This window comes from Xanthobacter agilis (assembly GCF_021730435.1).
In the GTDB taxonomy this organism is placed as follows: domain Bacteria; phylum Pseudomonadota; class Alphaproteobacteria; order Rhizobiales; family Xanthobacteraceae; genus Xanthobacter; species Xanthobacter agilis.
In genome coordinates, this window is sequence record NZ_JABWGX010000028.1 from 34,406 (window position 1) to 61,396 (window position 26,991).

At 60.7% G+C, this 26,991-nt stretch carries 21 protein-coding genes and 5 pseudogenes; 18 read left to right on the forward strand and 8 right to left on the reverse strand.

Annotation, left to right across the window (positions count from 1 at the left end):
* Positions 1 to 203 precede the first annotated feature (203 nt).
* The 12 genes from HUW53_RS22150 (at position 204) to HUW53_RS17975 (ending at position 17,791) form a co-directional block, all read left to right on the forward strand.
* Positions 204 to 410 (forward strand): ribbon-helix-helix domain-containing protein, encoded by a 207-nt coding sequence (locus HUW53_RS22150; protein ID WP_394085450.1) that lies wholly within the window; start codon positions 204 to 206, stop codon positions 408 to 410.
* Positions 407 to 3,619: a helicase-related protein gene (locus tag HUW53_RS17925; RefSeq protein WP_237347124.1), complete on the forward strand. Its 3,213-nt coding sequence runs from the start codon at positions 407 to 409 to the stop codon at positions 3,617 to 3,619. The genes HUW53_RS22150 and HUW53_RS17925 overlap by 4 nt, the downstream gene beginning before the upstream one ends.
* Positions 3,616 to 4,401 carry a DUF4391 domain-containing protein gene (locus tag HUW53_RS17930; RefSeq protein ID WP_237347125.1) on the forward strand — a complete coding sequence of 262 codons (786 nt, stop codon included), beginning with the start codon at positions 3,616 to 3,618 and terminating at the stop codon, positions 4,399 to 4,401. The genes HUW53_RS17925 and HUW53_RS17930 overlap by 4 nt, the downstream gene beginning before the upstream one ends.
* A complete protein-coding gene (locus tag HUW53_RS17935; protein WP_237347126.1) occupies positions 4,398 to 6,347 on the forward strand; it encodes a GmrSD restriction endonuclease domain-containing protein in 1,950 nt (649 codons plus the stop codon). Before HUW53_RS17930 ends, HUW53_RS17935 begins: the two co-directional genes overlap by 4 nt.
* A 130-nt stretch (positions 6,348 to 6,477) precedes the next feature.
* The gene (locus HUW53_RS17940) at positions 6,478 to 7,359 is read left to right on the forward strand and encodes an HNH endonuclease (protein ID WP_237347127.1); all 882 of its coding nucleotides are present in this window, start codon (positions 6,478 to 6,480) and stop codon (positions 7,357 to 7,359) included.
* Positions 7,360 to 7,404: 45 nt separating this feature from the next.
* Entirely contained in the window at positions 7,405 to 9,309 is a 1,905-nt protein-coding gene (locus HUW53_RS17945) for a site-specific DNA-methyltransferase (protein ID WP_237347128.1), read from the forward strand.
* A gap of 10 nt (positions 9,310 to 9,319) precedes the next feature.
* Positions 9,320 to 12,349, forward strand: coding sequence for a type III restriction-modification system endonuclease (locus HUW53_RS17950; protein ID WP_237347129.1), 3,030 nt, complete (start codon positions 9,320 to 9,322; stop codon positions 12,347 to 12,349).
* 225 nt (positions 12,350 to 12,574) lie between these two features.
* Positions 12,575 to 13,186: a type IV toxin-antitoxin system AbiEi family antitoxin domain-containing protein gene (locus HUW53_RS17955; RefSeq protein WP_237347130.1), complete on the forward strand. Its 612-nt coding sequence runs from the start codon at positions 12,575 to 12,577 to the stop codon at positions 13,184 to 13,186.
* Positions 13,176 to 14,090 (forward strand): nucleotidyl transferase AbiEii/AbiGii toxin family protein, encoded by a 915-nt coding sequence (locus tag HUW53_RS17960; protein ID WP_237347131.1) that lies wholly within the window; start codon positions 13,176 to 13,178, stop codon positions 14,088 to 14,090. Before HUW53_RS17955 ends, HUW53_RS17960 begins: the two co-directional genes overlap by 11 nt.
* Positions 14,091 to 14,366: 276 nt before the next feature.
* Positions 14,367 to 15,611, forward strand: coding sequence for a tyrosine-type recombinase/integrase (locus HUW53_RS17965; RefSeq protein WP_307499946.1), 1,245 nt, complete (start codon positions 14,367 to 14,369; stop codon positions 15,609 to 15,611).
* A 336-nt stretch (positions 15,612 to 15,947) separates the two neighbouring features.
* Positions 15,948 to 16,883, forward strand: coding sequence for a helix-turn-helix domain-containing protein (locus HUW53_RS17970; RefSeq protein ID WP_237347132.1), 936 nt, complete (start codon positions 15,948 to 15,950; stop codon positions 16,881 to 16,883).
* A 158-nt stretch (positions 16,884 to 17,041) separates the two neighbouring features.
* Positions 17,042 to 17,791, forward strand: coding sequence for an SDR family oxidoreductase (locus HUW53_RS17975; protein ID WP_237347133.1), 750 nt, complete (start codon positions 17,042 to 17,044; stop codon positions 17,789 to 17,791).
* Between the two features lie 166 nt (positions 17,792 to 17,957).
* Here the strand turns inward: HUW53_RS17975 and HUW53_RS17980 are convergent, their stop codons facing one another.
* From HUW53_RS17980 to HUW53_RS17990, 3 genes are read right to left on the reverse strand one after another with little or no spacing between them, the layout of a single operon-like run.
* Positions 17,958 to 18,311, reverse strand: a complete 354-nt coding sequence (locus HUW53_RS17980; protein WP_237347134.1) for a TfoX/Sxy family protein — start codon at positions 18,309 to 18,311, stop codon at positions 17,958 to 17,960.
* Positions 18,308 to 18,685, reverse strand: a complete 378-nt coding sequence (locus HUW53_RS17985) for a nuclear transport factor 2 family protein (RefSeq protein WP_237347135.1) — start codon at positions 18,683 to 18,685, stop codon at positions 18,308 to 18,310. The genes HUW53_RS17980 and HUW53_RS17985 overlap by 4 nt, the downstream gene beginning before the upstream one ends.
* Complete coding sequence (locus tag HUW53_RS17990) at positions 18,675 to 19,223, reverse strand: TetR/AcrR family transcriptional regulator (protein ID WP_237347145.1); 549 nt, start codon at positions 19,221 to 19,223, stop codon at positions 18,675 to 18,677. Before HUW53_RS17990 ends, HUW53_RS17985 begins: the two co-directional genes overlap by 11 nt.
* A gap of 192 nt (positions 19,224 to 19,415) precedes the next feature.
* Between HUW53_RS17990 and HUW53_RS17995 the strand changes: the two are divergent.
* Positions 19,416 to 19,505, forward strand: a pseudogene (locus HUW53_RS17995) (IS5/IS1182 family transposase); the annotation flags it as partial.
* Positions 19,506 to 19,668: 163 nt separating this feature from the next.
* On the opposite strand, the gene HUW53_RS18000 reads toward HUW53_RS17995, so the two are convergent.
* Positions 19,669 to 20,550 carry an AraC family transcriptional regulator gene (locus HUW53_RS18000; protein ID WP_237347136.1) on the reverse strand — a complete coding sequence of 294 codons (882 nt, stop codon included), beginning with the start codon at positions 20,548 to 20,550 and terminating at the stop codon, positions 19,669 to 19,671.
* A gap of 591 nt (positions 20,551 to 21,141) precedes the next feature.
* Between HUW53_RS18000 and HUW53_RS18010 the strand changes: the two are divergent.
* Positions 21,142 to 21,465: pseudogene (locus HUW53_RS18010) on the forward strand (DUF2958 domain-containing protein).
* Positions 21,466 to 21,732: 267 nt separating this feature from the next.
* Here the strand turns inward: HUW53_RS18010 and leuA are convergent.
* Both leuA and HUW53_RS21870 read right to left on the reverse strand, forming a co-directional pair.
* A complete protein-coding gene (gene leuA / locus HUW53_RS18015; protein WP_237347137.1) occupies positions 21,733 to 23,400 on the reverse strand; it encodes a 2-isopropylmalate synthase in 1,668 nt (555 codons plus the stop codon).
* A gap of 73 nt (positions 23,401 to 23,473) precedes the next feature.
* Positions 23,474 to 23,599 (reverse strand): hypothetical protein, encoded by a 126-nt coding sequence (locus HUW53_RS21870; protein ID WP_272904303.1) that lies wholly within the window; start codon positions 23,597 to 23,599, stop codon positions 23,474 to 23,476.
* A gap of 203 nt (positions 23,600 to 23,802) precedes the next feature.
* On the opposite strand from HUW53_RS21870, the pseudogene HUW53_RS18020 reads away from it, so the two are divergent.
* The 4 genes and pseudogenes from HUW53_RS18020 to HUW53_RS18035 form a co-directional block, all read left to right on the forward strand.
* A pseudogene (locus HUW53_RS18020) lies at positions 23,803 to 24,042 on the forward strand (chromosome partitioning protein ParB); the annotation flags it as partial.
* A 165-nt stretch (positions 24,043 to 24,207) separates the two neighbouring features.
* A pseudogene (locus tag HUW53_RS18025) lies at positions 24,208 to 24,357 on the forward strand (IS3 family transposase); the annotation flags it as partial.
* Between the two features lie 115 nt (positions 24,358 to 24,472).
* Positions 24,473 to 25,375, forward strand: coding sequence for an alpha/beta hydrolase (locus tag HUW53_RS18030; protein WP_237347138.1), 903 nt, complete (start codon positions 24,473 to 24,475; stop codon positions 25,373 to 25,375).
* A 13-nt stretch (positions 25,376 to 25,388) separates the two neighbouring features.
* Complete coding sequence (locus HUW53_RS18035) at positions 25,389 to 26,156, forward strand: AraC family transcriptional regulator (RefSeq protein ID WP_237347139.1); 768 nt, start codon at positions 25,389 to 25,391, stop codon at positions 26,154 to 26,156.
* A 46-nt stretch (positions 26,157 to 26,202) separates the two neighbouring features.
* On the opposite strand, the pseudogene HUW53_RS18040 reads toward HUW53_RS18035, so the two are convergent.
* Both HUW53_RS18040 and HUW53_RS18045 read right to left on the reverse strand, forming a co-directional pair.
* Positions 26,203 to 26,370: pseudogene (locus tag HUW53_RS18040) on the reverse strand (CopG family transcriptional regulator); the annotation flags it as partial.
* 249 nt (positions 26,371 to 26,619) lie between these two features.
* Positions 26,620 to 26,991: LysR substrate-binding domain-containing protein (locus HUW53_RS18045; RefSeq protein WP_237347140.1), on the reverse strand; the 372-nt coding region annotated here is incomplete at its 5' end.

Below are 26,991 nucleotides of genomic sequence, written 5' to 3' on the forward strand. Positions count from 1 at the left end.
TTTAGATAAAGTGCCTTACAGGCAAAGCGCGTCCGGTTGCAGCATTCCCCATACGAGTGCCGAACACTTCTATTCGCGCTTCGGGCCATCTTGTTCAGCCCATGCAGCACGGCTTCGGGCACCCTTCTGATGAAAAGTGCATCACTTTGTTGAAGTCTGATGCGCGAGCCGGTAGGTTGATACGAGGAACCGTGAGGATGGAAATGAACGAGCGTCCGCGCAAGGCAACGCGACTGACCGTGAGTCTGGAAGAACAAGATTATCAGACTCTGTGCCAGATCGCGCTATCGAGGGACGCTTCGGTTTCGTGGGTCATCCGCCAGGCGATCCGACAATTCATCGAAAGCTCGTCCGAAGCCCGTGGCCCATCGTCTATGTCTAGACCCCCTCGGAAGGGTGGTGAGGCATGAGGCTTATTAGGAACAGCGGGACGGACCGTGCCATCGACAGATTGCGCGAATGGCTGGATCAGGGCGCTCTCATAGACATCGTTTCCCCGTCCTTTTCACTGCTTGCATTTGCCGAGCTTCGAGGCGTTCTCGATCGAATCGAGCGATGCCGGCTGTTGCTGGGAGACGCCAGTTCCGTTCTTCCTAGCCTTCTCGGCGGTGAAGCTGACATCGTCTTCCGGGGACAACTTCAAGGGCGTTGGCTCGCCCGTCTCGTCGCCGAATGGGCGCGGAAGCGGGTTGAGATTCGGCACGCACGTCGAACACCGCCACAGTCGCTAATACTCGTCAACGGCAAACCCGACTTCCGCCGGGCCATGGTCGGGACATGCTCATTCACGTCCGATGGTCTGGGTGTCACCCCGAGCGGTCGATTGGGGTTGGTTCAAGCAACCGAGTCGGATGCCGAAACCGCTGATTTTTCGGAATGGTTTCGCTCGAACTGGGAGGACATCGAGGCGAGCCCATCGGCGAAGGCCCACTTTCTGAACGCACTGGAGGAAATCGCCTCGCAGCGCGCGCCATCTCTCGTCTATTTCCAGATACTCTATCAAGTCTTCAAGGACCTGGGTGATGAGCTCGACGAGGAGCGGATCATCAAGTCGGCGACGGGCATTCGAAACACCGTCGTGTGGAAGAAGCTGTTTCGCTTCCAACGCGATGGGGTGGTGGGTGCGATCGACAAATTGGAGAGGATCGGCGGCTGCATTATTGCTGACAGTGTTGGCCTCGGAAAGACATTCGAAGCGCTCGCAGTTGTAAAGTACTATGAGCTTCGCAATGATCGCGTTCTCGTGCTTTGCCCGAAGCGCCTTCGTGATAATTGGACCCTTTATAAGGCAAATGACCGCCGAAACATTCTGGCTTCAGATCGGTTCAATTATGATGTTTTGAACCACACGGATCTGTCGCGCGATGGCGGTGTATCCGGCGACATTGATCTTGCTCACGTAAACTGGGGCAATTACGACCTCGTGGTCATCGACGAGTCGCACAACTTCAGGAACAAGCCGACCCATAAGGACCGCGACAGCCGCTACGACCACCTCATGAAACGGATCATTCTGTCGGGGGTGAAGACCAAGGTGCTGATGCTGTCTGCAACGCCGGTCAACAACCGTCTTGCCGACCTCAAGAACCAAATCGCATTTGTAACAGAAGGGAATGACGTGGCTCTTGCGGCCAATGGCATTCCAAGCATCGAAGCGACGATCCGGAAAGCGCAAGGGCAGTTCAATCGTTGGCTCGACCTTTCGGAAAGCGAACGCCGGCCCGCTAAGCTTATGGACATGCTCGGCTTTGACTATTTCAAGTTGCTCGACATGTTGACGATCGCCAGGTCACGAAAGCATGTGCAACGCTATTATGGGATTGAGGAAACGGGGCAGTTTCCTGACCGGCTGCCGCCGGTGAACATCAAGGCGGACGTTGATCTCACGGGTGAGTTTCGGCCTATTCGCGAGGTCAACAACGAAATTCGTCGCCTTACTCTCGGTGCCTACGCGCCACTGCGATACGTGCTGCCACACAAGCAGGCTGCGTATGACGAGAAGTACAGTACAAAGATTCGAGGTGGCGATCAGTTCTTCCGGCAGCTCGACCGCGAGGAAAGCCTCACCCACCTCCTGCGTGTGAATATCCTGAAGCGCATGGAGAGTTCCGTTGCGTCGTTCTCCCTGACCATCGAACGCCAACTTGCGGACGTTGATGCACTGCTCGCCAAAATCGACTCCCATGACGACGCGATCGAGGAAATCCCGATTGACGACGTGGATGTGGACGATCCCGCATTCGAGCCGCTGCTCGTCGGCCGAAAGGTCAAGGTGCTTCTCCAGGACGTTGACCGTATTCGCTGGCGACAGGATCTTGTCGAGGACCATGAACGTTTGGCGGCGCTTCTATCGGCCGCGCGTCTTGTTATCCCCAAACGGGATGCCAAGTTGGCTGCGCTCAAACGGCTTGTCGTTGAGAAGGTTCGTAATCCGATAAACCCGGACAACCGGAAGATTTTGCTGTTCACGGCGTTCGCCGATACGGCTGACTATCTCTATCGCGAGTTGGCCGATTGGGCGCGATCGGCGCTCGGCCTACATAGCGCGGTCGTTACCGGCGCTGGGGCGAATAAGACCACATTGCCGGGCGTTCGCGGGGACATGAGCAGCATTCTGAGCGCTTTCTCTCCAAGGTCCAAAGAACGGCCGGCAGAGCTTGTCGCCGAGGGAGAAATCGATCTTCTGATTGCCACGGACTGTATTTCGGAAGGTCAGAACCTTCAGGACTGCGATTACCTCGTCAATTACGATATCCATTGGAACCCTGTCCGGATCATCCAACGATTTGGCCGCATCGACCGGATCGGCTCCCGAAACGCAAGGATTCAGTTGGTCAACTTCTGGCCGAATATGGAGTTGGACGAGTACCTCGACCTCGAATCCCGCGTCAGCGGGCGCATGATGCTCCTTGATGTGTCGGCTACCGGCGAGGAGAACGTCATCGAGTTCCAGGCGGGCAACGAGATGAACGATCTGGAATACCGTCGCGCGCAGCTTCAGAAGCTGCAGGATGCCGTGATCGATCTTGAGGACTTGTCCAGTGGCGTTTCCATCGCGGATCTCACACTCAACGATTTCCGGATCGATCTGGCGGGCTATCTGGGTGCCAATCGGGAGCGGCTCGATGCGTTGCCGCTCGGCACCTATGCCGTCACGGAGGCTTCCGACGACGGAGAGAGCCCAGTTCCGCCGGGTGTCATCTTCTGTTTGAGGGCCGTTGGCGAGGCAGCTTCCTCCGTCGTCGAGCCGGGCTATCCGCTGGCTCCCCATTACGTTGTTCATGTCGGAGAGGATGGAGAAGTCCTGCTTCCCTACACGCAGGCGAAGCAGGTGCTCGATCGCCTGAAGAAACTCAGTCTCGGCCGTGACCAGCCGGACCAGGCGGCTTATGGTCGATTCGACAAGACCACGCGCGCCGGTCGCGACATGGAGCCCTACCGCAAGCTGCTCGCCCGCGCCGTCGGTACGATTGTCGGCAAACGTGAAGAGCGAGCGGTTGCCAGCCTGTTCCAAATGGGTGGCACCCACGCGGTGAAGGGGGAGTTTGCCGGCATCAATGACTTCGAGGTTGTCGCGTTTTTGGTGGCTCTGGCTCCGACGACGGACGTGGCGCCATGACGGAGGTGGCGGCAACTGACCCGATCATAACGGCTCTCGATTTGCCGCCGGGCGCGCGCCTTGACATGCGCGTGCCGAAGAAGGCGCTGCTTGAGCAGGGCGCGCCGACGGCGACTGACAAGCGGGCCATTCAAGACGGCATCGAAGAGATGCAGTGGATCGCAGCTCTCAAGCCCAACACCGTCGCCATACCGGCATTCGTGAACGAAGGCCGGAACTATTCGGAGATTGCGGTCCTATCCGCGACGCTTCGGCCGGAGGCACGCTCGCCCCGCCTCACGGAGCTCATTCATCGTGCCATTCCCTATCCGGTTCTGCTGATCACTCTGTCGGGCTCGCACTCGGCCTTGTCGGTCGCACCTAAGCGGGCGGCTCAGAACGAGGGCAACAAGATCGTGGTCGAACGCATCGTGCTCGCGGACGAGATCGATCCTGGCGCACCGTCGGCGATCGAACGGTCATTCCTGGAAAGCCTGGCACTCGCACAGCAACCCGCACGCGATCTATCGACGGTATACGATGGTTGGCTGGTTCGGATCGAGGCGCTGAATGCGGCGCGCGTCTCGGGCCATTTCATGCTCACCAATGAAGCCGATCGGATCGACCGCCGTCGCTCGGCGCTGGAAGAGCACGCTCGGCTTTTGCGCGAGATCGCACAGTTGCGGGCGCAGGCGGGTCGCGCCAAACAGATTAGTCAACGGGTTGATTTGAACCAGAAGATCAAGGCGGTCGAAGCCGCGATCGATCGCGCCAAGCGGTTGATGCTGGGGGATGTTGAATGAAGATTTCCACGATCCTGGACCATATCGACAGCGGGCACATGGCGCTGCCCGAGTTTCAGCGCGGTTATGTCTGGAACCGCGATCAGGTCCGGGGCCTGTTCGACTCGCTCTACCGGAGGCATCCGGTCGGCGGCCTGCTTGTATGGGCGACGGAGGCCAAAACGGCCGCACATCGCGGTGACGGTCCGATCGCGGCGGGCATCGTCAAGCTCCTGCTCGACGGTCAGCAACGCATGACATCGCTCTACGGTGTGGTGCGCGGGCATCCGCCGAAATTCTTCGATGGCAACACCCAGGCCTTCAGCGGCTTACGGTTCCATCTCGGAACAGAGACCTTCGCTTTCTACCAGCCGGTCAAGATGCAGGACGATCCGCTATGGATTGATGTCACCGCCTTGATGAAGGCGGGGAACGCCGGGCTTGGGGCGTTGATCGCTCAGCTTTCCGCCGATCCTGCACATGTCGCGAATGTCGGCGCTTATGTCGGCCGGCTTGGCGCTCTGCTCGGTGTCACCGAGATCGATCTGCACGTCGAGGAGGTCACCGGTCAGGACAAGACCCTTGATGTCGTCGTCGATATCTTCAACCGGGTGAACAGTGGCGGCACCAAGCTGTCGAAGGGCGACCTGGCGCTGGCGAAAATCTGCGCCGAATGGCCGGAAGCCCGCGACTCCATGAAGGCCAAGCTGAAGGAGTGGACCGCCGCCGGCTACCAGTTCAACCTCGATTGGCTGCTGCGCTCCGTCAACACGGTTCTGACCGGCGAGGCCAAGTTCAGCTATCTCCACGACAAGGGCGCGCTCGACATTCAGGATGGCTTGAAGCGCGCCGGTAAGCATATCGATGCGAGCTTGAACTTCATCGCCGGGCGCTTGGGCCTGGATCATGACCAAGTCTTCTTCGGGCGTTTCGGCGTGCCCGTTATGGTGCGCTACATGGACAAGGCGAAGGGCCCGCTGGACGCCAAGGAGCGCGACAAACTCCTGTTCTGGTTCGCGCAGGCCGGCATGTGGGGGCGCTTTTCGGGGTCGACGGAAACCTTCATCGATCAGGATCTGGCCGCCCTCGAAGGGCTGAACGGCGGCCTGGACACGCTGTTGGAACAGCTCCGGCTATGGCATGGCGGCCTGCGGGTCGAGGCAGGCCACTTCACCGGCTGGAGCCTCGGTGCGCGGTTTTATCCGGTACTCTACATGCTGACCCGCATGGGTGAGGCGCGTGATTGGGGGACGGGGTTGCCTCTGCGCGCGAGCCTGCTCGGGAAAATGAGCCGCCTGGAAGTGCATCACATCTTCCCCAAGGCGCAGCTCTACAAGCTGAAACACCGCAGGGCCGACGTTAACGCGCTCGGCAATTTCTGCTTCCTGACCAAGGACACGAATCTCAACATCAGCGACCGCCTGCCGGAAGAGTATTTCCCGCAGATCGAGGCGCGGCATCCCGGCGCGCTGGCGTCGCAGTGGATACCGACCGATCCCGCGCTGTGGAAGATCGAGCGCTACCTCGATTTTCTCGAGGCTCGGAAGGCGTTGCTGGCCGCGGAGGCGAACCGGCGCTTCGAAGATTTGCTCCATGGCGATACGCGCTGGCTCGGCACGGCAGCGCCGGTGACGGAGGCCGAGACACAGACTGCGGGCGGCATCACGAGCGAGGTCGAGGAAGCCGAACTCGAAGCCCTCAACGATTGGGTCGACGGCCAAGGCTTGCCGCGTGGCCTGCTCGGCTTCGACTACGCCGATCCGGCCACGGGTGCGCAAAAGGCGCTGTTCGATCTGGCGTGGCCGGACGGTCTGCAGCCCGGCTTGAGTGCCCCCATTGCCGTGTTGCTCAATGAAGGTCCGGAGATCCTCGCCCTGGCGAGCAAGGCAGGATTCCGCTGCTTCACGTCCTCGGCTGATTTCCGCACCTATGTCGAAACCGAAATTCTGCACCTGGAAGCGGCCTGAGCGCGACCGACACAATGTGGGGAAAATGGGGGTGGTTATGAAACCGCAGATGCTTTGGAGGCGCATTAGTCCAACTGATTTCCGTTCCATGAACGGAAATGCGTCCCCCCATGGCCGAGGCGGTGGCGCGATGCACATTTCCCTCGGTGTGAGAACAGACCATTTCCCTATTGATGACTTTCTGGATGCGCACGGGAAAACTGAAGTCACGATCTCTGCTGTTGCAGGCAGCAATCGCGCCAACATCACCAACTTGGCGTTTAGTGGAAACCCCCAACGCAGAGGCGGGGAATGGCGAATCCGAGATCAGTATAGCAACCGTCACCCTGCGTGGACTCCGGCCGCTGACTTCCCGTCTGTATATGACACCAAAAATCCCCCTTACATTTTCATCTTCAAGATAGGTAAGACATTTTACGCGCGATTTGTTCTCGACACCGAGATCGCTAAGCTAACATCTGCGGCTGGCGCTAGAGAGATATTAGATAGCAATACTGGATTGGGGCCAGCGTCTCCCGAACTCATAAAGGCGCTCAATGTCCCTCGGGTCAGCCGGATCGACGAGCTTTTGTTAAAACAAGACGATGATTACGGAGAGCCCTTCGATCCCAAAAATATACCGGATGGAAAGAACCGTATTATTGCAGAAATAGTCCGCCGCCTTGGGCAACAGGCATTTCGTCGAAAGCTCGTATCTGCGTACGGCGCCAAATGCGCTATGACGCGATGCAAGACCCAGTGGGTGCTGGAAGCGGCCCATATCGTGCCTTACCGGGGCTTGAAGACGAATGCTGTCTCTAACGGCCTATTGCTTCGTGCCGATGTCCACACACTTTTCGATCTCGGCTTAATATCGGTCGATCCAAAAATCCTGAAAACCAAGGTATCAAACATACTTAGTGGTTCGGAATACGAGGAACTTGATGGCCGAGAATTATCACTCCCATCCAGATCTACCCATTACCCAAGTATAGCAGCCCTCGAATACCACTACAGCATCTTTCATCCGTAGCGGCTTCCCGGACACAATTGAACTCTAGACAATATGAGATGCTGAATGAGCGATATTAAGAAAATGAACCGCGAGGCTCCCGAAGCCCAAAGCGCGGATCTCATGGCAAATAATGTGGTTGCGCTGAAAAGCCTATTTCCCGAAATTGCGGTTGAGGGAAAGCTTGATCTCGACCTTCTCAAAGAGTTGCTAGGTCTATCCGTTGCTCAATCTGATGAGAGATTTGGTCTCAATTGGCATGGCAAGCGCAAGGCACGACAGATTGCGTTGACGCCCTCGCTGGGGACACTGCTCCCTTGTCCTGCAGAGAGCCTTAATTGGGATACAACCCAAAATCTGATGATCGAGGGGGACAATCTTGAGGTCCTGAAGCTTCTACAAAAAAGCTTCGCCGCAAAAATCAAGCTTATATATATAGATCCGCCTTATAATACGGGGAAGGACTTTGTATATCCCGATGACTATCGCGATAATATTGGAAATTACCTTGAGCTAACGGGGCAAACGGAGGGTGGACGTCGCATCAGCTCGAATGCCGAAGCTTCTGGTCGATTTCACACGGATTGGCTGAACATGATGTACCCTCGATTGAGGGTCGCAAGAACGCTGCTTCACCCTGAGGGTGTTATTCTCGTTTCGTGCGATGACGGGGAGGTGGCAAATCTTAAGTTGATGCTGAACGAGATTTTTGGAGAAGAAAATTTCGTTGCGCAGTTTGTTTGGAAGGCGCGCCAATTCAGCGACACGCGCGCAAACACAAACATATCAACGGATCACGAGTATATCCTGGCTTACTCCAGAGATGACGGAATTTCTCTAAAAGGCGTGGGCCGCGACGAGTCTAAATTCGCCAATCCCGACAACGATCCTCGCGGAGAGTGGATGAGCCGTAGTATGCTCGGCCTCGCGACGCGAGATCAGCGGCCCAACCTTCACTATGAAATCCGCGAGCCGTCCACAGGGCGGGTATTTCCGCCGAATCCATCGACCGGTTGGCGGTACTCGAAAGAAAAGATGACGGAGCTGATTTCTGAGGGAAAGGTGCTATTCCCCAAAAGCGATCAAGGTCGTCCACGCGAAAAAAAGTTCCGGAACGAAATGAGAGCGGAATTCATTGCGTTCCGCTCGATTATTGACGGCGTACACACTGCGGATGGGACGCAAGAAATTCGGTCGCTCTTCGGAGTCGATCTCTTTGCTTTTCCAAAGCCGACAGAGCTGGTTGCAAGCCTGATCGAGCAGGTCGCAGGCGAAGGTGATATTGTTATGGATTTTTTTGCGGGGTCTGGCACAACCGGACATGCCGTAATGAAAAAGAACTCCGCCGAGAGTGTAGGGCGCCGCTATATTCTCGTTCAACTTCCAGAACCGCTCGATCCCAGCAACAGAGAGCAGAAGGTTGCCGCTGACTTTTGCGATAAATTGAAATTGCCACGACGTATATCGGAATTGACAAAAGAGCGGCTTCGGCGTGCGGCTCAGCGCATTGAAGGGGAGAGCCCGCTTCTTAAGGGAGATCTCGGCTTCCGAGTCTTCAAGCTCGCATCGTCAAATATCCGCGCATGGCAACCCGATGTCGCTGATCTCGAGGACAGCCTTCTGAAGAATGCCGAACACCTCGTTCAGGGTCGCAAGGAGCAAGACGTGCTCTATGAGCTCTTGCTCAAGCTTGGCCTTGATCTCTGCGTGCCGATCGAGACGAAGACGATGGCCGGCAAGACAGTTCATTCCATTGGCGGTGGCACGCTGATCGTCTGTCTCGCTGACGGTCTGACCAAGGACGTAGTTGAGGAACTCGCGAAAGGCATCGTTGAATGGCGGAAGGCTTTGGCGCCGGCCGTTGATACACGCGTCGTGTTCAAGGACACCGGCTTCGCCGATGACATCGCCAAGACCAACATGGCCGCGATCCTGAACCAGGCCGGCATTTCCGACGTTCGTAGCCTGTGAGGATGGTTCGATGAAACTGCATTTCGAACCCGATCTCGACTACCAGAAACGCGCGATCGAAGCCGTCGCGGACCTGTTTCGTGGCCAGGAGATCAACCGTACCGAGTTCACCGTCACCGCCTTCGGCACAGGCAAGGCTGGCGGTATCGGTCGATTGAAGGAAGATGCGGCTCTTGATGCGCAGTCAGAGCTCGGGCTGGTCGAGAGTGAACTCGGCATCGGCAATCGGCTCACGCTGCTGGATGACGAGATCATCGCCAATCTGAAGGATATCCAGCTCCGCAATGGCTTGGCGCCATCCTCCGCGCTGACCTCTGGCGACTTCACGGTGGAAATGGAGACCGGCACGGGCAAGACCTATGTCTATCTCCGCACCATTTTCGAGCTGAACAAGCTCTTTGGCTTCACCAAATTCGTCATCGTCGTGCCGTCGGTCGCGATCAAGGAGGGCGTCTACAAGACGCTCCAGATCACCGAGGAGCATTTCAAGGGCCTCTATTCGGGACAGCCTTTCGACTATTTCCTCTACGACTCCACCAAGCTCGGCCAGGTGCGCAATTTCGCGACCAGCCCCAACATCCAGATCATGGTGGTGACGGTCGGCGCCATCAACAAGAAGGATGTGAACAACCTCTACAAGGACAGCGAGAAGACGGGCGGCGAGCGGCCGATCGACCTCATCCGCGCGACGCGGCCCATCCTGATCGTGGACGAACCGCAGAGCGTCGACGGCGGCCTTTCTGGCGCGGGCAAGAACGCCCTCGGCGAGATGAATCCGCTTTGCACGCTGCGCTATTCGGCGACCCACGTCGACAAGCATCACATGGTGTTCCGCCTGGACGCGGTCGACGCCTACGAGCGCAAGCTGGTCAAGCAGATCGAAGTCGCCTCGCTCGAAGTGGAAGGAGGCCACAACAAGGCCTATGTCCGTTTCGTCTCCGCCAGCAACGCCAAGGGAACCATCACCGCGCGCGTTGAAATCGATGTGCTCGATGGCAAGCAGGTGCGTCGCCAGGAGGTGACGGTTCAGGATGGCGACGACCTGGAGGAGCCGACCAAGCGCGCGATTTACGCCGATTGCCGCATCGGCGAGATCCGCGCCGGACGCGACAATCAGCTCCTGGAGGTAAAGCTACCGGGCGGTGAAGAGTTTCTCCAGCCAGGCCAAGCCGTCGGCGATGTTGATGCCGACGCGCTGAAGCGCCTGATGATCCGCCGCACGATCCACGAGCATCTGGTAAAGGAGAAGCGCTTGGCGCCGCTCGGCATCAAGGTGCTGAGCCTGTTCTTCATCGATGCGGTGGAGCACTACCGCTCCTACGACGCCGATGGAAATCCCGTGAAGGGCAAATATGCCCGCATCTTCGAGGAAGAGTATCGCCGCGCGGCGAAGCTTCCCGACTTCGTCAGCCTGTTCAAGGAGGTCGACGTTACGTCGGAAGCCGAAGAGGTGCATGACGGCTATTTCTCGATCGACAAGGCGCGGCGCTGGACCGATACGGCCGACAACAATCAGGCAGGCCGCGACAATGCCGAGCGTGCCTATAACCTGATCATGAAGGACAAGGAGAAGCTGCTCAGCTTCGAGACGAAGCTGAAGTTCATCTTTTCGCACTCGGCCCTGAAGGAGGGGTGGGACAATCCCAACGTCTTCCAGATCTGTGCGCTCCGCGAGATCGGCACCGAGCGCGAGCGGCGGCAAACCATCGGCCGTGGTCTTAGACTGTGCGTGAACCAGAATGGCGAACGCCTGCGCGGCTTCGACATCAACACGCTGACCGTCATCGCCACAGAGAGCTATGAGGACTTCGCCGAGAACCTGCAGAAGGAGATCGAGAAGGACACCGGCATCAAATTCGGCATCGTCGAAAAGCACCAGTTCGCGACCATTCCAGTGGTCAATCCGGACGGCTCGACCGGAATGCTGGGTTTCGAGGAATCAGCCGCCATCTTCGATCACCTGAAGGCCGAGGGCTTCGTCGACACCAAGGGCAAGGTGCAGGACACGCTGCGCACCGCCCTGAAGGACGGAACGCTCGCGCTGCCGGTGGCGCTCGCCGCCCACCTTGGCGCGGTTCGTGACGTGCTGAAGAAGGTCGCTGGGAAGCTCGACATCAAGAACGCCGACGAGCGCGTCACCGTCAAGACACGGCAGGCCATTCTTGAGAGCGCCGAATTCCAGGCGCTCTGGGACCGCATCAAGCACAAGACGACCTATCGCGTTCACTTCGACAATGAAAAGCTGATCACCGATTGCGCCAAGGCGATCGCCAATGGTCCGCCCGTCTCCAAGGCCCGCGTGCGGGTCAGGAAGGCCGATCTCTCTATCGGACAGGGTGGTGTCGAGGCCAAGGAGCACGCCAAGGACAGCGGGACGATCATCACGATCGAGGAAGGCGACATTATCCTGCCCGACGTGCTGACCGATCTTCAGGACCGGACCCAGCTCACCCGCAAGAGCCTCGTCCGCATTCTGACCGAGTGCGGCCGCTTGACCGACTTCAAGCGCAATCCGCAAGCCTTCATCGAGATCGCCGGCGAGGTCATCAACCGGACCAAGCGCCTGGCCATTGTCGACGGCATCAAATATCAGCGGATCGGCGACGAGCACTATTACGCGCAGGAGCTTTTCGCACAGGAGGAACTGACCGGCTATTTGCGCAACATGCTCAAGGACGCGCAGAAGTCGGTCTTCGAGCACGTCGTCTATGATTCCGGAGGTGTCGAACGGACATTCGCAGAGCAGCTCGAAAAGAACGAGTCCGTGAAGATCTACGCCAAGCTGCCTGGGTGGTTCAAAGTGCCGACTCCGCTCGGCACCTACAATCCCGATTGGGCGGTTCTGGTCGAAGTCAGCGGCGAAGAGCGCCTCTATTTCGTCGTGGAGACCAAAAGCAGCCTCTTCGTGGACGACTTGCGCGATATCGAAGCCGGCAAGATCGCGTGCGGGGAGGCGCACTTCAGCGCGCTCGCCTCCGGACCGAACCCGGCTCGATACATAAAGGCCAGAACGGTCGACGACCTGATGGATCACACGTAAGGCGCTCTCCTTCACGAGGACTGCCGCCCGTCAATTGCCTTGCCCCCTGGAGAGCGGCGAACATACGCCGGCACCAGGAGCAAAGTCAGAGCCTGCGCTTTGGCGGTGCCGGCGCGCAGGTGGCCGCTTCGAGGGGCAAGCGCAACGGATTGCTGTTTCCTGAAAATGTGATAAAACCTCTGCTATATTTTAAATCTGTCGAGGAAACATCACATCGCTACGGCCATGGATTCTCAACGCACTCAAGCGCTCAAGCTGCTGAAAGCGTGCCCGATGATGCGGCTGAAGGACTTTGCCGCCCACGGCATCGGCCCGGAAACGCTGGCGCGTCTTGTCCGGGACGGGGCGGTCGTTCGCCCCGCGCGCGGTCTCTATCAGCTTGCGGATAGTTCGGGCGATGCGGCTCGCATTCTGGCGGAAGCTTCGGTGCTCGTTCCCAAAGGCGTCATCTGCCTGACCTCAGCGCTGCAATTCCATGAGCTGACGCTGCAAATGCCATCCGCCGTTTGGATGGCCATCGATCGCACCGCCTGGCGTCCCAAAATCGATTATCCGCCCATCCGCTTCGTGCGATTTACAGGCCCATCTCTGGCGGACGGTGTCGAGCGGCATTCCATCGATGGCATCGAGGTGTCGATCACAAATCCAGCGCGGACGATCGTCGATTGCTTTCGCTATCGGGCGAAGGTCGGACTGGATGTCGCTCTGGAAGGCCTGCGTGAGGGACTTCGACGGCGGAAAGTCACGAGCGACCAGCTCTGGACCTATGGGACAAAGGGAAAGGTCTGGTCGACCATGAGGCCCTATGTGGAAGCGACGGTAGCCGATGGCACATGAACCAAGGAAAAACGTCGGTGCTTCGGTCCGGGCTCGCCTGCTCGACCGGTCTCGTGTCGAACGCACGGACTTTCAGATTCTGCTGACGCGCTATGCGCTGGAACGGCTTCTGTATCGACTGAGCCTGTCACCTCATCGCGACCGCTTCATCCTGAAGGGTGCGATGCTGTTCGTGACCTGGGTGGCAGATCCTTTCCGGCCTACACGCGATCTCGATTTCCTCGGCTATGGCGAGAACAGCCCGGAGGCGATCGGAGAGGTCTTTCGAGAGATCTGCGGGCAGCCGGTCGATGACGATGGCGTCGTATTTGATATTGTAGCGATCGCGGCTGTTCCGATCCGGGAGGACGTTGAATACGGCGGCATCCGCGTGCGCACCTCTGCGACGATCGCAGGCGCCCGCGTTCCTATCCAAGTGGACATCGGCTTTGGTGATGCCGTCACGCCCGGGCCTGTCGAGATTGAATATCCGTCGCTGCTCGACGCGCCTGCGCCCCGCCTGCGTGCCTATCCGGTGACGACGGTGGTTGCCGAGAAATTCCAGGCACTCGTCGTGCTCGGCATAGCGAACAGCCGGTTGAAGGATTTCTATGACCTCTGGCTGATCGCTCAGACGTTCGAATTCGATCAGGCATCGCTTGCAGAGGCCGTCCGCCAGACCTTTGCTCGGCGCGGAACCATGCTTCCAATCGAGAAGCCTACTGGCCTGAGTGATGCTTACGCTGAAGCCTGGGGGCGCCAGTGGCAGGCCTTTTTGGGACGAGAGCGTATGGCCGCGGCGCCGGCGGAGCTAGCTGTCGTCGTCTCCGACCTCGCGGGATTTCTGCTTCCCCTGATCGGGCCTGCTGAAAGGGACGAGCGTTGGAAGCCTCGTGAAGGTTGGAGGGCATTGGATGCCGGCTAGGATGCGTAGCCTGGAGGGTAGCGAGCAATGCGCGCGCGGCAGAATCGGTTTCGCCACGTATCGCAGTCAATCGCGGACGTTTTCGACCGGCTGTAGCTATTTCTCCTGCACTTCGTATATAATACGAACGAAGAGATTGACGCCGCGCACCGCACCACATTTATTGTGGAAAATCAATTGCGTGTGATTCTGACGGTATATCTGACGGTAAACGTCGATTTCTCCGTCTTACACTCATCGAAAATTCAAATACTTACTACTTCGGTTGATCATCGAGTGGGCATCAAGAGGCTGAAACCAAAGGATAAATTGTACAAGGTGACCGATCGTGACGGTATGTACGCTTCCGTCGCCACGACAGGTCAAATCACCTTCCGGTACGACTACCGTCTGAATGGCCGCCGGGAGACGCTGACGATCGGCCCCTACGGCCCCGATGGCTTCACGCTCGCCGAAGCGCGCGAGCGCTGCATCGCAGCCCGCAAGCAGGTGGCGGAGGGGCTTTCTCCGGCTCACGAGAAACAGCGCGACAAGCGGCGCAAGGCCATGGAGCGCAGCTTCGGCGCGGTGAGCGGCTTATGGATCAAGGAAGCGCGCATGGCGGAAAGCACCCGCTCGATGCGTAAGGCCATCCTCGATCGCGACATTCTCCCCGCCTGGAAGAACCGCCTTCTGACCGAGGTGACGCCGGACGATTTGCGGCAGCTCTGCGCCGAGGTGAAGGAGCGCGGCGCCCCGGCGACCGCCATCCACGCCCGCGACATCGTCAAGCAGATCTTCGCCTTCGCCATCCTGCATGGTGAGAAGGTGCCGAACCCGGCCGACGAGGTCGGGCCGGCCTCGATCGCGACCTTCCAGCCGAAGGACAGGGCGCTGTCGCCGGCCGAGATCAAGATCATGCTGCAGCAGATCGAGCACGTGCCGACCCTGCCGACCATCCGCCTCGGCCTGCGTCTGATCCTGCTCACCATGGTGCGCAAGAGCGAGCTGACCGATGCCGTCTGGGACGAGGTCGATTTCGAGAACGCCGTCTGGACCATTCCGAAGGAGCGTATGAAGCGGTCGAAGGCGCACAACGTCTACCTGTCGCAACAGTCGCTCGACATCCTGATCGCGCTCAAGACCTGCGCCGGCAATTCGCGCTTTCTGCTGCCGTCCCGCTATGACGCCGACGCCCCCATGTCGCGCGCGACCTTCAATCGCGTGACCACGGCCGTCGTGACGCGGGCGAAGAAGGAGGGGTTGCCGCTGGAGCCCTTCACGGTCCACGACCTGCGCCGGACCGGCTCGACGCTCCTGAACGAGATGGGCTTCAACAGCGACTGGATCGAGAAATGCCTCGCCCACGAGGACGGGCGCTCGTCACGCGGCGTCTACAACAAAGCGGAATACGAACCGCAGCGCCGGCACATGCTCCAGGAATGGGCCGATATGATCGACGCCTGGGTGACTGGCCAGAAGCGGGCACCGACGCTGTTGCCGTCCGCGATGCCGTTTATTGGGATTGAAAGTGTGTCGTGAGCGGATGCATGCGCCGCATATTTCAGTGGACAGCGGCTGATGAGAACGCGATCGGAATAGAGCGGCGCGGCGGTGTTCGGCGGCGATCACGAGCCACGTGCGTTACCGGATGTTCGGCGGTGCCCTTTTCGCCACACGGTCGATGGCATCCGCGACCGTGCGATGCAGCGTGGCCGGCAGGTGGTGTCCCATGCCGGCATGGTCATGTATCACGACAGAAAACGTCCGCAACAGTCATAAAAAATACATTGATATGTTTTCTGCCGCCCTGAATGATATCGCCGCCGTCAGTGTTGCATTGCTATGAGGAAAACCTGAATACGCAATGTAAGGAAGATGATATTGGTTTTGAATAAACCATCCACACCGCCACCTACCCCTGAGCGGACCTCCCCGATCGGGCTTGAAAGCTATATCAGCGGGACCACGTTGATCAGCGGCGATGGACCGGCGTGGAAAGACGTTTTCGTGCAGGTCTTCTCCCGCAATCACGTTCAACAGCCCTTCCTGGTTCCCGCCGTCGCTGAGCCGCTCATCGTCTGGGTCATGTCGGGCAGTGCCACCGTCGAAGAAAGGGATCTTGGAGGTGAATGGGAAGCGAGCCGTGTGAGTGTCGGCGATTTCTTCCTGACACGATCACCTGCTCCCTATGAAATGCGATGGCAGGCCGACGGTGATCAGCCATTTCAGGTCATGCACCTCTATGTCTCCATCGCGCTGTTCGAAAAGGTCGCGCGAGAGATGCTGGGCAAGGCCAGCGGCAACGTCACCTTGAAGGATATCTCCGGGGGGCGCGACACGACGATCTCGCATATCCTAAGCCTCCTTCGTGGAGAATTGGTCGCCGAAAACGGCGGCAGCGCGCTGTTCGTCGAAGGACTGGCGCAGAGCTTGGCCGTGCACCTCGTGCGCCACTATGGCGTTGCAGATACCGCAGCGCGTGCCCAAACCGCCTTGTCCGGCTCGAAACTGCGGCGGGCCATTGCCTTCATGGCCGCCCGGCTCGATCAGCCCTTTGATCTCAACAGCTTGGCGCATGAGGTGGGAATGAGCGCGTTCCATTTCAGTCGGCTCTTCAAGAAATCGACCGGGGTCTCGCCGTCGCGGTATTTCATTCGGCAGCGTGTCGCCAAGGCACAGCAACTGCTGCAAGAAACCGACGCCAGCATCATCGAGATCGGAATGACCGTCGGCTATTCCAGCCCCAGCCATTTCGCGCAGATCTTCCGCCGCGAGACGGGCCTCTCACCGACCGACTATCGGCGAGGCTGAGGCGTTTCGCGCGTGTTGATGGCGAATTGAGCAAAATCCCGACAGCCTCGGCAAGGCGCCGAGAGAGGAAAAAGCCGGGGTTTCATAAATTTCTCCCTGTCGAACGCGAGCGCCTGTCCACTCCCGGGACGGGTTCGCGAGCAACAAGGAGACGTGCCGTGACGAACATCAATGGAAAAGTCGCACTGATTTCCGGTGCATCGAGCGGCATCGGTGCGGCCGCGGCGCACAAGCTGGCTGCGGCGGGCGTCAAGGTCGGCATCGCGGCCCGGCGTACCGAGCGCCTCGAAGCCCTGAAGGCCGACATCACGGAAAAGGGCGGCGAAGCTCTCGTGATCGAAATGGACGTGGTCGATCCGGCCTGCGTCGAAGCGGGAGTCAAGAAGCTGGTCGCGGCCTACGGCTCGATCGACATTCTCCTCAACAATGCCGGCCTGATGCCGCTTTCCGACGTTGACCAGCTCAAGACCAGCGAATGGCACCGCATGGTCGATGTCAACGTCAAGGGCCTGCTCAACACGACGGCGGCCGTACTGCCGCAGATGATCAAGCAGCATTCGGGCCATATCTTCAACACATCCTCGATCGCCGGCCGCAAGGTCTTCAAGGGGCTGTCGGTCTATTGTGCGACGAAGCACGCGGTCACCGCCTTCTCCGACGGCCTGCGCATGGAGGTCGGGCAGAAGCACAACATCCGCGTCACCTGCATCCAGCCCGGCGCCGTCGCCACCGAACTCTACGACCAGATCACGGACCCCGGCTACCGCCAGCAAATGGATGATCTCACCAAGCAGATGTCCTTCCTGCAAGGCGCAGACATCGCCGACACCATCCTGTTCGCGCTTCAGGCGCCGGCTCATGTCAACGTCGCGGAGCTCTTCGTTCTGCCGATCGACCAGGGCTGGTGAGCCGCCAACCCACACAACGAAACGTCCGCTAGCCTTCCCGTCTTTGGCGGGAAGGTCGACGGTCAAGGAACCGGAACCTGGTCATCCGCAGTGAAGGCCGGATCCGGCACGTCGATGCATTCGGCCACATCCGCCGGACGGCCGGTCGTGTGGAAGGTGATCTGTCTCATGATGCGCCGCGCTTTCGTTGCGGAACCGAGCGGGCGGCCCTGAGCGCATCCGCTGCCCAGCCGGACAAGCCTTCGGGGTCGTCGAGGGCCTCGCCCGGTGCCTCGTAATAGGCCGCGACCGTCACTTGGCCTGAGGCGCCGGCGTAGCTGAACGGCGCGCAGCCATGTCGTTCGAAGGCGCCGCGACTGACCTCGTCGGCCTTGAGATAGAGGACGCCCTTCATGACGAAGCCAAACTGAACGCCATCGGCCCGCAGGCTCGCGCCCCCGAAATAGCGGTGCACGGAAATCGGGCCGAAACCTTCGATCCTGGCGGCGTACTCCTCCGCCAGCGCCCGCTGCGACGTCATGTCGAGGCTCTCGCCGTGGGGTCTGACGACGTCAGCGGGAAGAATCCGTTGATTTCCTTCAGGCGCCCTTCGGCATCATGATGGGCGAAGCTCGCGCCGAGCTGCAGCACGGTACCATCCGCATTCTGGAGCGCCCATCGGGCGAGAGACCGGCCGTTATGCGCGATCACCTGGATGATCCGGAAGCGGCCGCCCGGCACGCTCTGCTGGAAGCCGGCCATGTAGTCGGACAGCGCGGCCCGGCCCTTCAGCGGACCGTTCGGATCGCAGTAGCTGGCGTCGTCGGCGAGGCATTCCTTCAGCTCGCTCTCCCGCCGCGCCGGGTCGGACGACCAGATCGCGGCATAGCGGGGCCAGAGCGCTTCAGCATCCATGGTGCTTCTCCAAGGTCTCGAAATGCTGCGTGATCATCGCTTCGAGCGCGGCCTTGTCGTAGCCGGCCCGGATCAGAACGAGGATGCCCTGATAGAGCGCGAGCAAGGCGACGGCCTCAGTATCGTTGCCGCCGAGGCGGTCGGCGAAACACGCGCGGAGGACGGCGAATCCCTCGGTTACGAAACCAGGCTGATCCTTGCGGCCGAATTCGACCGCACTGTTGGTGATCAGGCAGCCGGACGAGCCGCCGTCCGGCTCATGCAGGAGGGACAGGAACAGCCGCCGAAGGCCCGCGATGCCCGCGCCCTCGGGCGCATGATCCGCGATACGGCGGGCGAGGACCGTCCGGTTGTAGTGGGCGGATGCGGCCTCGAAGAGGCCTCGCTTGTCGCGGTAGCTGTTGTAGAGGCTTCCAGACGTCATGCCGGTCGCCTCCTCCAGATCGCGCACGGAACTTGCGGCAAAGCCCTGACGGCGGAACACGTGCATCGCCCCGGTCAAGAGACGGTCTTCGTCGAAGCTACGTGGGCGAGCCATTTCCGTGGACTCCATTTCATAACGCTTATTGTATAATGTGTGTTGTGAAATAAGATCAAGTCCCTTCGTGCAGGGAACAGGTCCGCTCCCGCAAAGGCCGCGCGAACCGAACCGGTTGCCCGCGTCATCGTCGCCTGCCGCGACGAAGCCCAGGCGGATGAGGCGATATGTCGGATCCGGCAGATGACTCCCAGCCGCATCGCCAGGGGATACGACAAGCTCGCCCGCAACTTCCTCAGCGCAACCGATCTCGCCGCCGTCGTTGCCTATTGGCTCAACTGAGTCTGGAGCCCAGCGGGCCAAGACCGATGAAACAGAGAACTGCGTCGACGCCGTAGTTCTCCGTGATTCTTCGAAATGGCGTCGTGGGCAAATGGTTCCCACCAATAGACAACGGCCCATCCGCCGCCGGCTGGCGGAATGGACAGGCCGCCATCCGAGGACGCTATTTCAGCGGCAAGAACAGTTCCGCGACAGCCTCATGCTCCGGCACCTCCGGGAAGAAGCTCAGCCGCTGGCAATAGATCGGAAAATCGCGGGCTTCCTCGCCGCTGGCCGGCAGCCAGTCGCGATAGAGATAGAGCACGGCGGGCTCCAGATTGTCGGTGTAGCCGACGACGCGCAGCACCGCACAACGTCCGCCGGGGATCTCGCCGGCCTTGATCCCTTCGCCGTTCGCCTCGATCGGTCGGTCGATCCCGACGCACAGGTCGACGCTATAGTCGGCAGGCGAGGCAGGACGCCGCTCGGACCGCCAGACATTGAAGGTCGGACTTGTCTTGGGGTGCAGGCCGGCGGCGGTGCGCCAGGCGATGAACCGCTGGATGGTGGCGCCGAGCGTCGCCGGGGCGCCGCGATGCTCCATGATCGCCACCGGTGTCGCGGGCACATCGCGAATCGTCACGTCGTCCGTGGTAAAGGTCTTCTGCATGAGCTTGCTCCTCGCGTTGTCGAGAGGCCCGAAGGCCGCAAGCCACAGCTCCCAATCGGGAGATTTTCGGAACGACGAAGGCGATTGCCCGAACCGTTGCCGAAAGGCGCGGGCGAAAGCATCCGGCGCGTCGTACCCGGCATCCATCGCAATGTCCGTAACGTTTTGGGCGTGCCTGTAGGCCAGCCGGTAGGAAGCACGCTTCATGCGGGCGAGCTGGACATAGCGATGCACGGACAACCCGAAGATCGCCGTGAACTGCCGGTGGAAATGATACATCGAGAAGGCCGCGACGCCGCTCACCGTTTCCAGGTCCAAATCAACGTCGAGATGCTGGTCGATGTAGTCCAGCACCCGCTGCATCCGGGCATGATAGTTTTGAAGAGCCGCCCTCATCGTTCATTCCTCTGTGGCGATACCAATTAGGCGCTCGCGGCTATGGCGTGCTCGACTGATCTTGCGGTTTGGCATGGATCGACGGAATCTCCCGTCGCTCACAGGGATCACCGGCGGTGGCGGAATGGCCGCGACCGGGCCGGAAGCTTCATTTGTTGCGCTGAATTCGTCTGGAAGCCTGGAAAGCGATCACACCGGTGCCTTTCAATCCCGCTGAAGCGATGTCCTGATCGGTCGCGCACGCCGTTGACGAACGTCCGGCGCTGGTGCCTTGCGCAAGGTGTCCGCTTCCGATGCGTGGAGCCTCTCGTCGAGCCACGCTTCGACCTCGGCCAAATCCCAAACCACGCAGCGCGGTGTCAGGAAGAAGCGCTTCGAGGCCTGATGCGCGTGTCGGCTCTTGGGACGGCCTGTCTGCACCTTCCGCCTCGATCTCCCCCTCTCGACGAGCTTGGGTAACGCTGGCCGCCGCCGCGGCGCGGTCAAGCCCGGCCCGCACCAGACCGAGTAGGGCCTGACCGCGCTGCTCGATTGCGCCGGCCGAACGCCTCCTCGCCCTCGATCGGAGGGTGACATCGAAGGGAGGCCGACATGGCCGCAGCACTCCTCACCGACGAACTCTATACCCGGCTCCTCGCCAATGGCGCGCGCAGCGCCGCCGGCGAGAACATCGATCCGCCTCCCGTCGTGAAGCTCTTCACGCCGGACGCTGGTGCCACCTGGCTTCTCACCAAAGCCGATCCCGAGGACCCCGACCGTCTGTTCGGCCTCTGCGATCTCGGCCTCTGCGATCTCGGCCTTGGCGAACCCGAGCTCGGCTATGTCAGTCTTGCCTAAATCCGATCGGTGCGCGGGCGGCTCCGGCTCCCGGTCGAACGGGACCTCCACTTCAAGGCCGAGCATCCGTTGAGCTGATAGGCGCTGCGCGCCCGCCAGTCCGGCAAGATCGTCACCGCCTGACGATCGCGATAGCGCTCCGTCTTCGGGCGGGGCGCTTCGTCGTGTTCATGAGGAAAGACGGCGATCAGGATGCACGGCTTTCAGGTTCTACGGCTTTGTGCATCCTGATCCGGTCATCATTCCCGGCGCTCGCTTCTACGGGCCGGATGATCCCCTCCATCCCGGCCGCCCTTGCCCGGGCTTTACTTGCGCCGAGGCCGGGGTGCCCGGTCGCGAGAAGGGTCATCCCAAACCGTTGGCGGCGCTCAGCACCGCGCGCACCGACGCCGTGGCCACGTTGGTGTCGATGCCCACGCCGAAGACCACGCGACCGTCGGCGGTTTGGCATTGCACATAGGCGGCGGCGCGGGCGTCACCGCCGTGACCGATGGCGTGCTCCTGGTAGTCGAGGATATCCATGTCGATGTCGCAGTCGGCCTTCAGCGCGGCGAGCACGCTGGACAGCAGCCCGTTGCCTCGGCCGCTGATCGAGCGTTCCTCGCGCCCGATGCTCACGCGGCCCACGAACATGCGATCGGGGCTGCGGGGTGAGCCTGTCTCCCGGTGGTCGATCAGATCGAAGCGCCGGTCGCCGGTCGGCAGGTAGGTGTCCTGGAAGATCGCCCAGATATCGGTGGCGGTCAGCTCCCGGCCGGTCTCGTCGGCGTGGCTCTGGACGATGCGGCTGAAGTGCACCTGTAGGGCGCGGGGGAGCTTCAGGCCTTTGTCTTGTTCCAGCACCCAAGCGACGCCGCCTTTGCCCGACTGGCTGTTGACGCGGATCACCGCTTCGTAGCTGCAGCCCAGGTCGGCCGGGTCGATGGGCAGGTAGGGAACGTCCCACGATATGTCGTTGCGGGCCGCCTGAGCCTCCAGGCCTTTCTTGATGGCGTCCTGGTGTGAGCCGGAGAAAGCGGTGAACACCAGTTCGCCGGCATAGGGGTGGCGTGGGTGCACGGGGATCTGGTTGCAGTACTGCACGGTCTGAACAACCGATTGGATGTCGGAGAAGTCCAGTCCTGGATCGACGCCCTGGGTGTACAGGTTCAGCGCCAGGGTCACCAAGTCGACGTTGCCCGTGCGCTCGCCGTTGCCGAACAGGCAGCCTTCCACGCGGTCGGCGCCGGCCTGCACCGCCAGCTCTGCGGCGGCGACGCCGGTGCCTCGGTCGTTGTGGGGATGGACGCTGACGACGACGCTGTCGCGGCGGCTGATCTGGCGGCAGAAGCGCTCGATCTGGTCGGCATAGACGTGAGGACCGGCCGCCTCCACCGTCGCAGGCAGGTTCAGGATGACCGGGTGGTCGGGCGTCGGTTGCAGCACGTCCAGCACCGCCTCGCACACCTCGATCGCGAAGTCGGGTTCCGCCGTGCTGAAGGTTTCGGGCGAATATTCATAGGTCCAGCGCGTTTCGGGGTATTTCTCCGCCTGTTCGCGCAGGATGGTGACGCCTTTGACGGCAATGTCCTTGATGCCGGCCCGGTCCAGGCCGAAGACGATGCGGCGCCAGGCGGGCGATATGGCATTGTACAGGTGCACGATGGCGCGTGGCGCCCCGCGCAGGCTTTCGAAAGTACGCTCGATCAGATCCCGCCGCGCCTGAGTCAGCACCTGGATGTGCACGTCGTCGGGAATGAGGTCGCCCTCCACCAGATGGCGGATGAAGTCGAACTCCGTCTGCGAGGCGGAGGGGAAGCCGACTTCGATTTCCTTCAAGCCGATCTTCAGCAGCATGTCGAGGAAGCGACGCTTCTTCTCCGCGTCCATGGGATCGACCAGGGCCTGGTTGCCGTCGCGCAGGTCGGTGGACAGCCAGCGCGGCGCCTTGGTGATGGTCCGTGACGGCCAGGTGCGGTCGGGCAGGTCGACATGAGCGAAGGGGGCGTATTTGATGGAAGGATCGCGCAACATGGTGGGTGCGTCTCCGCTGGGTGTATTCGAAATGGGGACGAATACGGCCAGGGGTGCAGCCGCCGGGCAGCCGTCAGGCCCGACGGCTGCCGATAAGTCGCAGGGCTGCAATCGGATCGATGCCGCAATACTGAGCGACGAGGCGCTTTGCGAAGAAATTGCGCCGGGCCGAACGCTCCGGCTGGTCGATGAACGACATGTGGTATTTCCCGCGGATCACAGAACACGAACGGCGACGAACCCGGTCCTCTCAGGAGGCCGGGCAGAGAAGTCGCAGAAGGTTCACGGACGCGGTGTCGATCATGATGCGTGGATGAAAGCGGGTTCGACGGATGCTGTCAACCAACCGGTCGGGCGTCACCCGGTACGAGGACGAGGAGACAGGGGGCACGGACAGGTCGTTTGTCGGACCTTCTCATCCGCGACCTGACCGCCCATCGCCCCCTTGGTCTGCGCCTCGCTCTTGGCGAGCAGCCGGACATGGCGCGTGTTGCCGTGGTTCATGCGCTGGCGGAGCAGACCTTCTATCGTGGCAGGGAAATCTCCTACCTCGAAATCCGGCTGACCAGCGCCTCTCTCGCCTCCTGCGCGGATGGGATCGAAGACGCACCCGCCGCGCATCTGGTGGAACACCACACGGGATGAGCGAACGGTCGACATGTAAAGCCATCGGTTTCTGACGCATGACGGTGAGATACCAGTCGACCCGGTCTGCCGACCGGATTTCGAGGGAGAGCATGGCTATCCGCAGTCCATCCGGGTCGACCAGGGCAGCGAATTTATCAGTCGTCCTCGATCTGTAGGCCCATCGGTATGGCGTCACCCGCAGCCTACGCTGCACACCTGACCGCAATAAGCCGATCCGCTGAGCAATCTGAAAGCTCCGCAGCCCGGCCTGTTGCTCACACCGCGCCCAACGGCGTAACCAAGATCGAGACTCTGGTCCGCGCTGGATGAAAAGTCAGGAGCAGGTCACTATTTTGGCCGATCTGGCGTAGTTTCTGTCAAATAGCGCGGCGAACACCCTCGCGGAAACAGGCAAAAGGGTCTCCGAACCCAGCGGAGATTTCCCATGCGCACCGATGTCGAATTTCCGTCCGAAGGTTGCACGTTGCGGGGCTGGCTCTACCGGCCGGCAAACGGCTATGATGATCGCCCGGCCATCGTCATGGCGCACGGGCTATCCTGCGTGAAGGAACAGTATCTCGATCGGTATGCCGAGGTATTCGCGACAGCCGGATTCGGTGTCCTCGTCTACGATCACGCCAATTTCGGTGCCAGCGACGGCGCGCCGCGTCAGGAGGTCGACCCTGTGTTGCAGCGACGCGGTTATCGCGATGCAATCAGCTTCGCGCAAACTGTGCCATGGGTTGATCCGACCCGTATCGGCATCTGGGGGACGAGCTTCAGCGGCGGTCATGTCATTGAGATCGGGGCAACCGACCGGCGCGTCAAATGCGTCGTCAGTCAGGTTCCGACGATCAGCGGCTATCAGTCGGCGCTCCGGCGTACCCGCGCCGATCTCGTGCCTGCCCTGATCGCCCGGTTCGAAGCCGACCGCGCAGCGCGCTATCGGGGCGAGGCGCCGATGATGTTGCCCGCTGTCTCCGACGATCCGACCGTAGCCTGCGCCATGGGCGGCCCGGACAGCTTTGACTTCTTCACCGAAACCCGGCCCGTTGCGCCAGGCTGGCGCAACGAAATCACGCTGCGCAGCGCCGAACTGGCCCGCGAGAACGAACCGGGCATCTACATCACCCGCATCAGTCCGACGCCATTCTTGATGATCGTGGCAGAGAAGGATGTGCTCACGGCGACCGATCTATGCCTGTCGGCCTACCAGCAAGCGCTGCCACCCAAACGTCTCGTCACCATTCCCGGAGGCCATTTCGATCCCTATGTCCGTCAATTCGACCGCACCAGTGGAGCAGCCCGAGACTGGTTCGCGGAGCATCTGTACGCCAGCAACCGGTGAACAAGTCAGCTTGATGACGCCTGCGAATGGTCAACCTCGGCCTGCCGTCATCGCGGTCGCGCGTGACTATCCCAATGGATGGATGGTGGGGCCACACTGTCATGCAGACGGTCAATTCATTCATGCGACCGAAGGCGTCATGGAAATCCGGGCAGCGCATCGGCTTTGGCTGGTTCCGCCGGGACGCGCGGTGTGGACGCCGCCTCGTATGGTCCACGAAATGCGTGGGCGGGGGGTGGTTTCGTTGCGAACGCTCTACATCGCGCCGGACAGCATCTGCTCGCGCTCAAGTCAATTTCCTGCCGGCTACGCCGTCACGCCGCTGCTGCGCGAGTTGATCCTGCGCGCGATCCGCGACCAGGAACGCGATGACGCTATCGAAAGACGGGCTCGGTTGCTCGCGGTGCTGCTCGATGAACTGACCGATCTTCCAGACGACGAACTTTCGCTTACCATGCCATCCGATATCCGGCTGGCACGCGCCTGCCAGACTATTCTGGCCAATCCCGGATCAGAGCACCGCATCGCCGACCTGGCTGTTCTTGCCGGGGCCTCCGTGCGAACTCTGGTGCGGCTGGCGCGAGAGGAACTCGGCTGCACGCTGTCCGTCTGGCGCCAGCAGGCATGCATATTGGCAGCTGTGCCGATGTTGATTGCGGGCGAGACCGTTATGCAAACGGCGCAAGCCTTGGGCTATGAAACACCTAGCGCTTTTGCAGCGATGTTCCGACGCCTGTTGGGGACCAACCCGCGCGATTATGTGGCGAAGCGACCAAAATAGAATGGGATGGTCGCTCAATCTCCGCGGTGCTTCGCAGCCTGCGCCAGACCCCCCGCGACAGCTCTCTCAGGAATCGGTCGCCCGTCGCGAGTCTGCGGCCAAGCGATTGCAGGAAGCCCTCGAACCGCTCGTTACCCTTGGCGCGGGCTGAGGCTTGCGCGCTGTCGGAGAGCGGTGGCGTCAGCGCCATCCAGAAGCGGATGAACAGCGAGAGCGCTAGCCTTCCATTACCGCGAATCGCTCGTTTCGTTGCATCGCTGCTCCCTTCGATGTCACCCTCCGATCGAGGGCGAGGAGGCGTTCGGCCGGCGCAATCGAGCGGCGCGGTCAGGCTCTATACGGTCTGGTGCGGGCCGGGCTTGACCGTGTCGCGGCGGCGGCTAGCGTTACCGAAGCTCGTTGAGAGGGGAAGATCGAACCGGACACGACGAAGCGCTCCCGCAAACGGACCCGTGTTGCTGGTTCACTGCGCTTCGGCTTTGCAGGGCAACGGTTGCGGATAGCGCAGCAGGTTCTCGGCCATGAACGAGACGAAGGCGGACAGCTTCGGCGACGGGTGGCGGCTTGCCGGCCACAGAATATGGAAAGCGCCCACATCGCGGATGTAGTCGTCGAGCACGCTGACCAGCGTGCCGCGCGAAAGCTGAGTGCGCACGGCGAACTGCGGCAGACAGACGAGGCCAAAGCCTTCCTCGGCCAGGCAGATCTGGGGTTCCAGCGTGCTCGCAACCAGCGTGACCGGCAGAGCCATATCGAGATCCGCCCCATCGCGCGCGAGCGGCCAGCGCTCCAGCTTGCCCGTCGAGGGATACTTGTGGTGAAGGCAGGCGTGAGT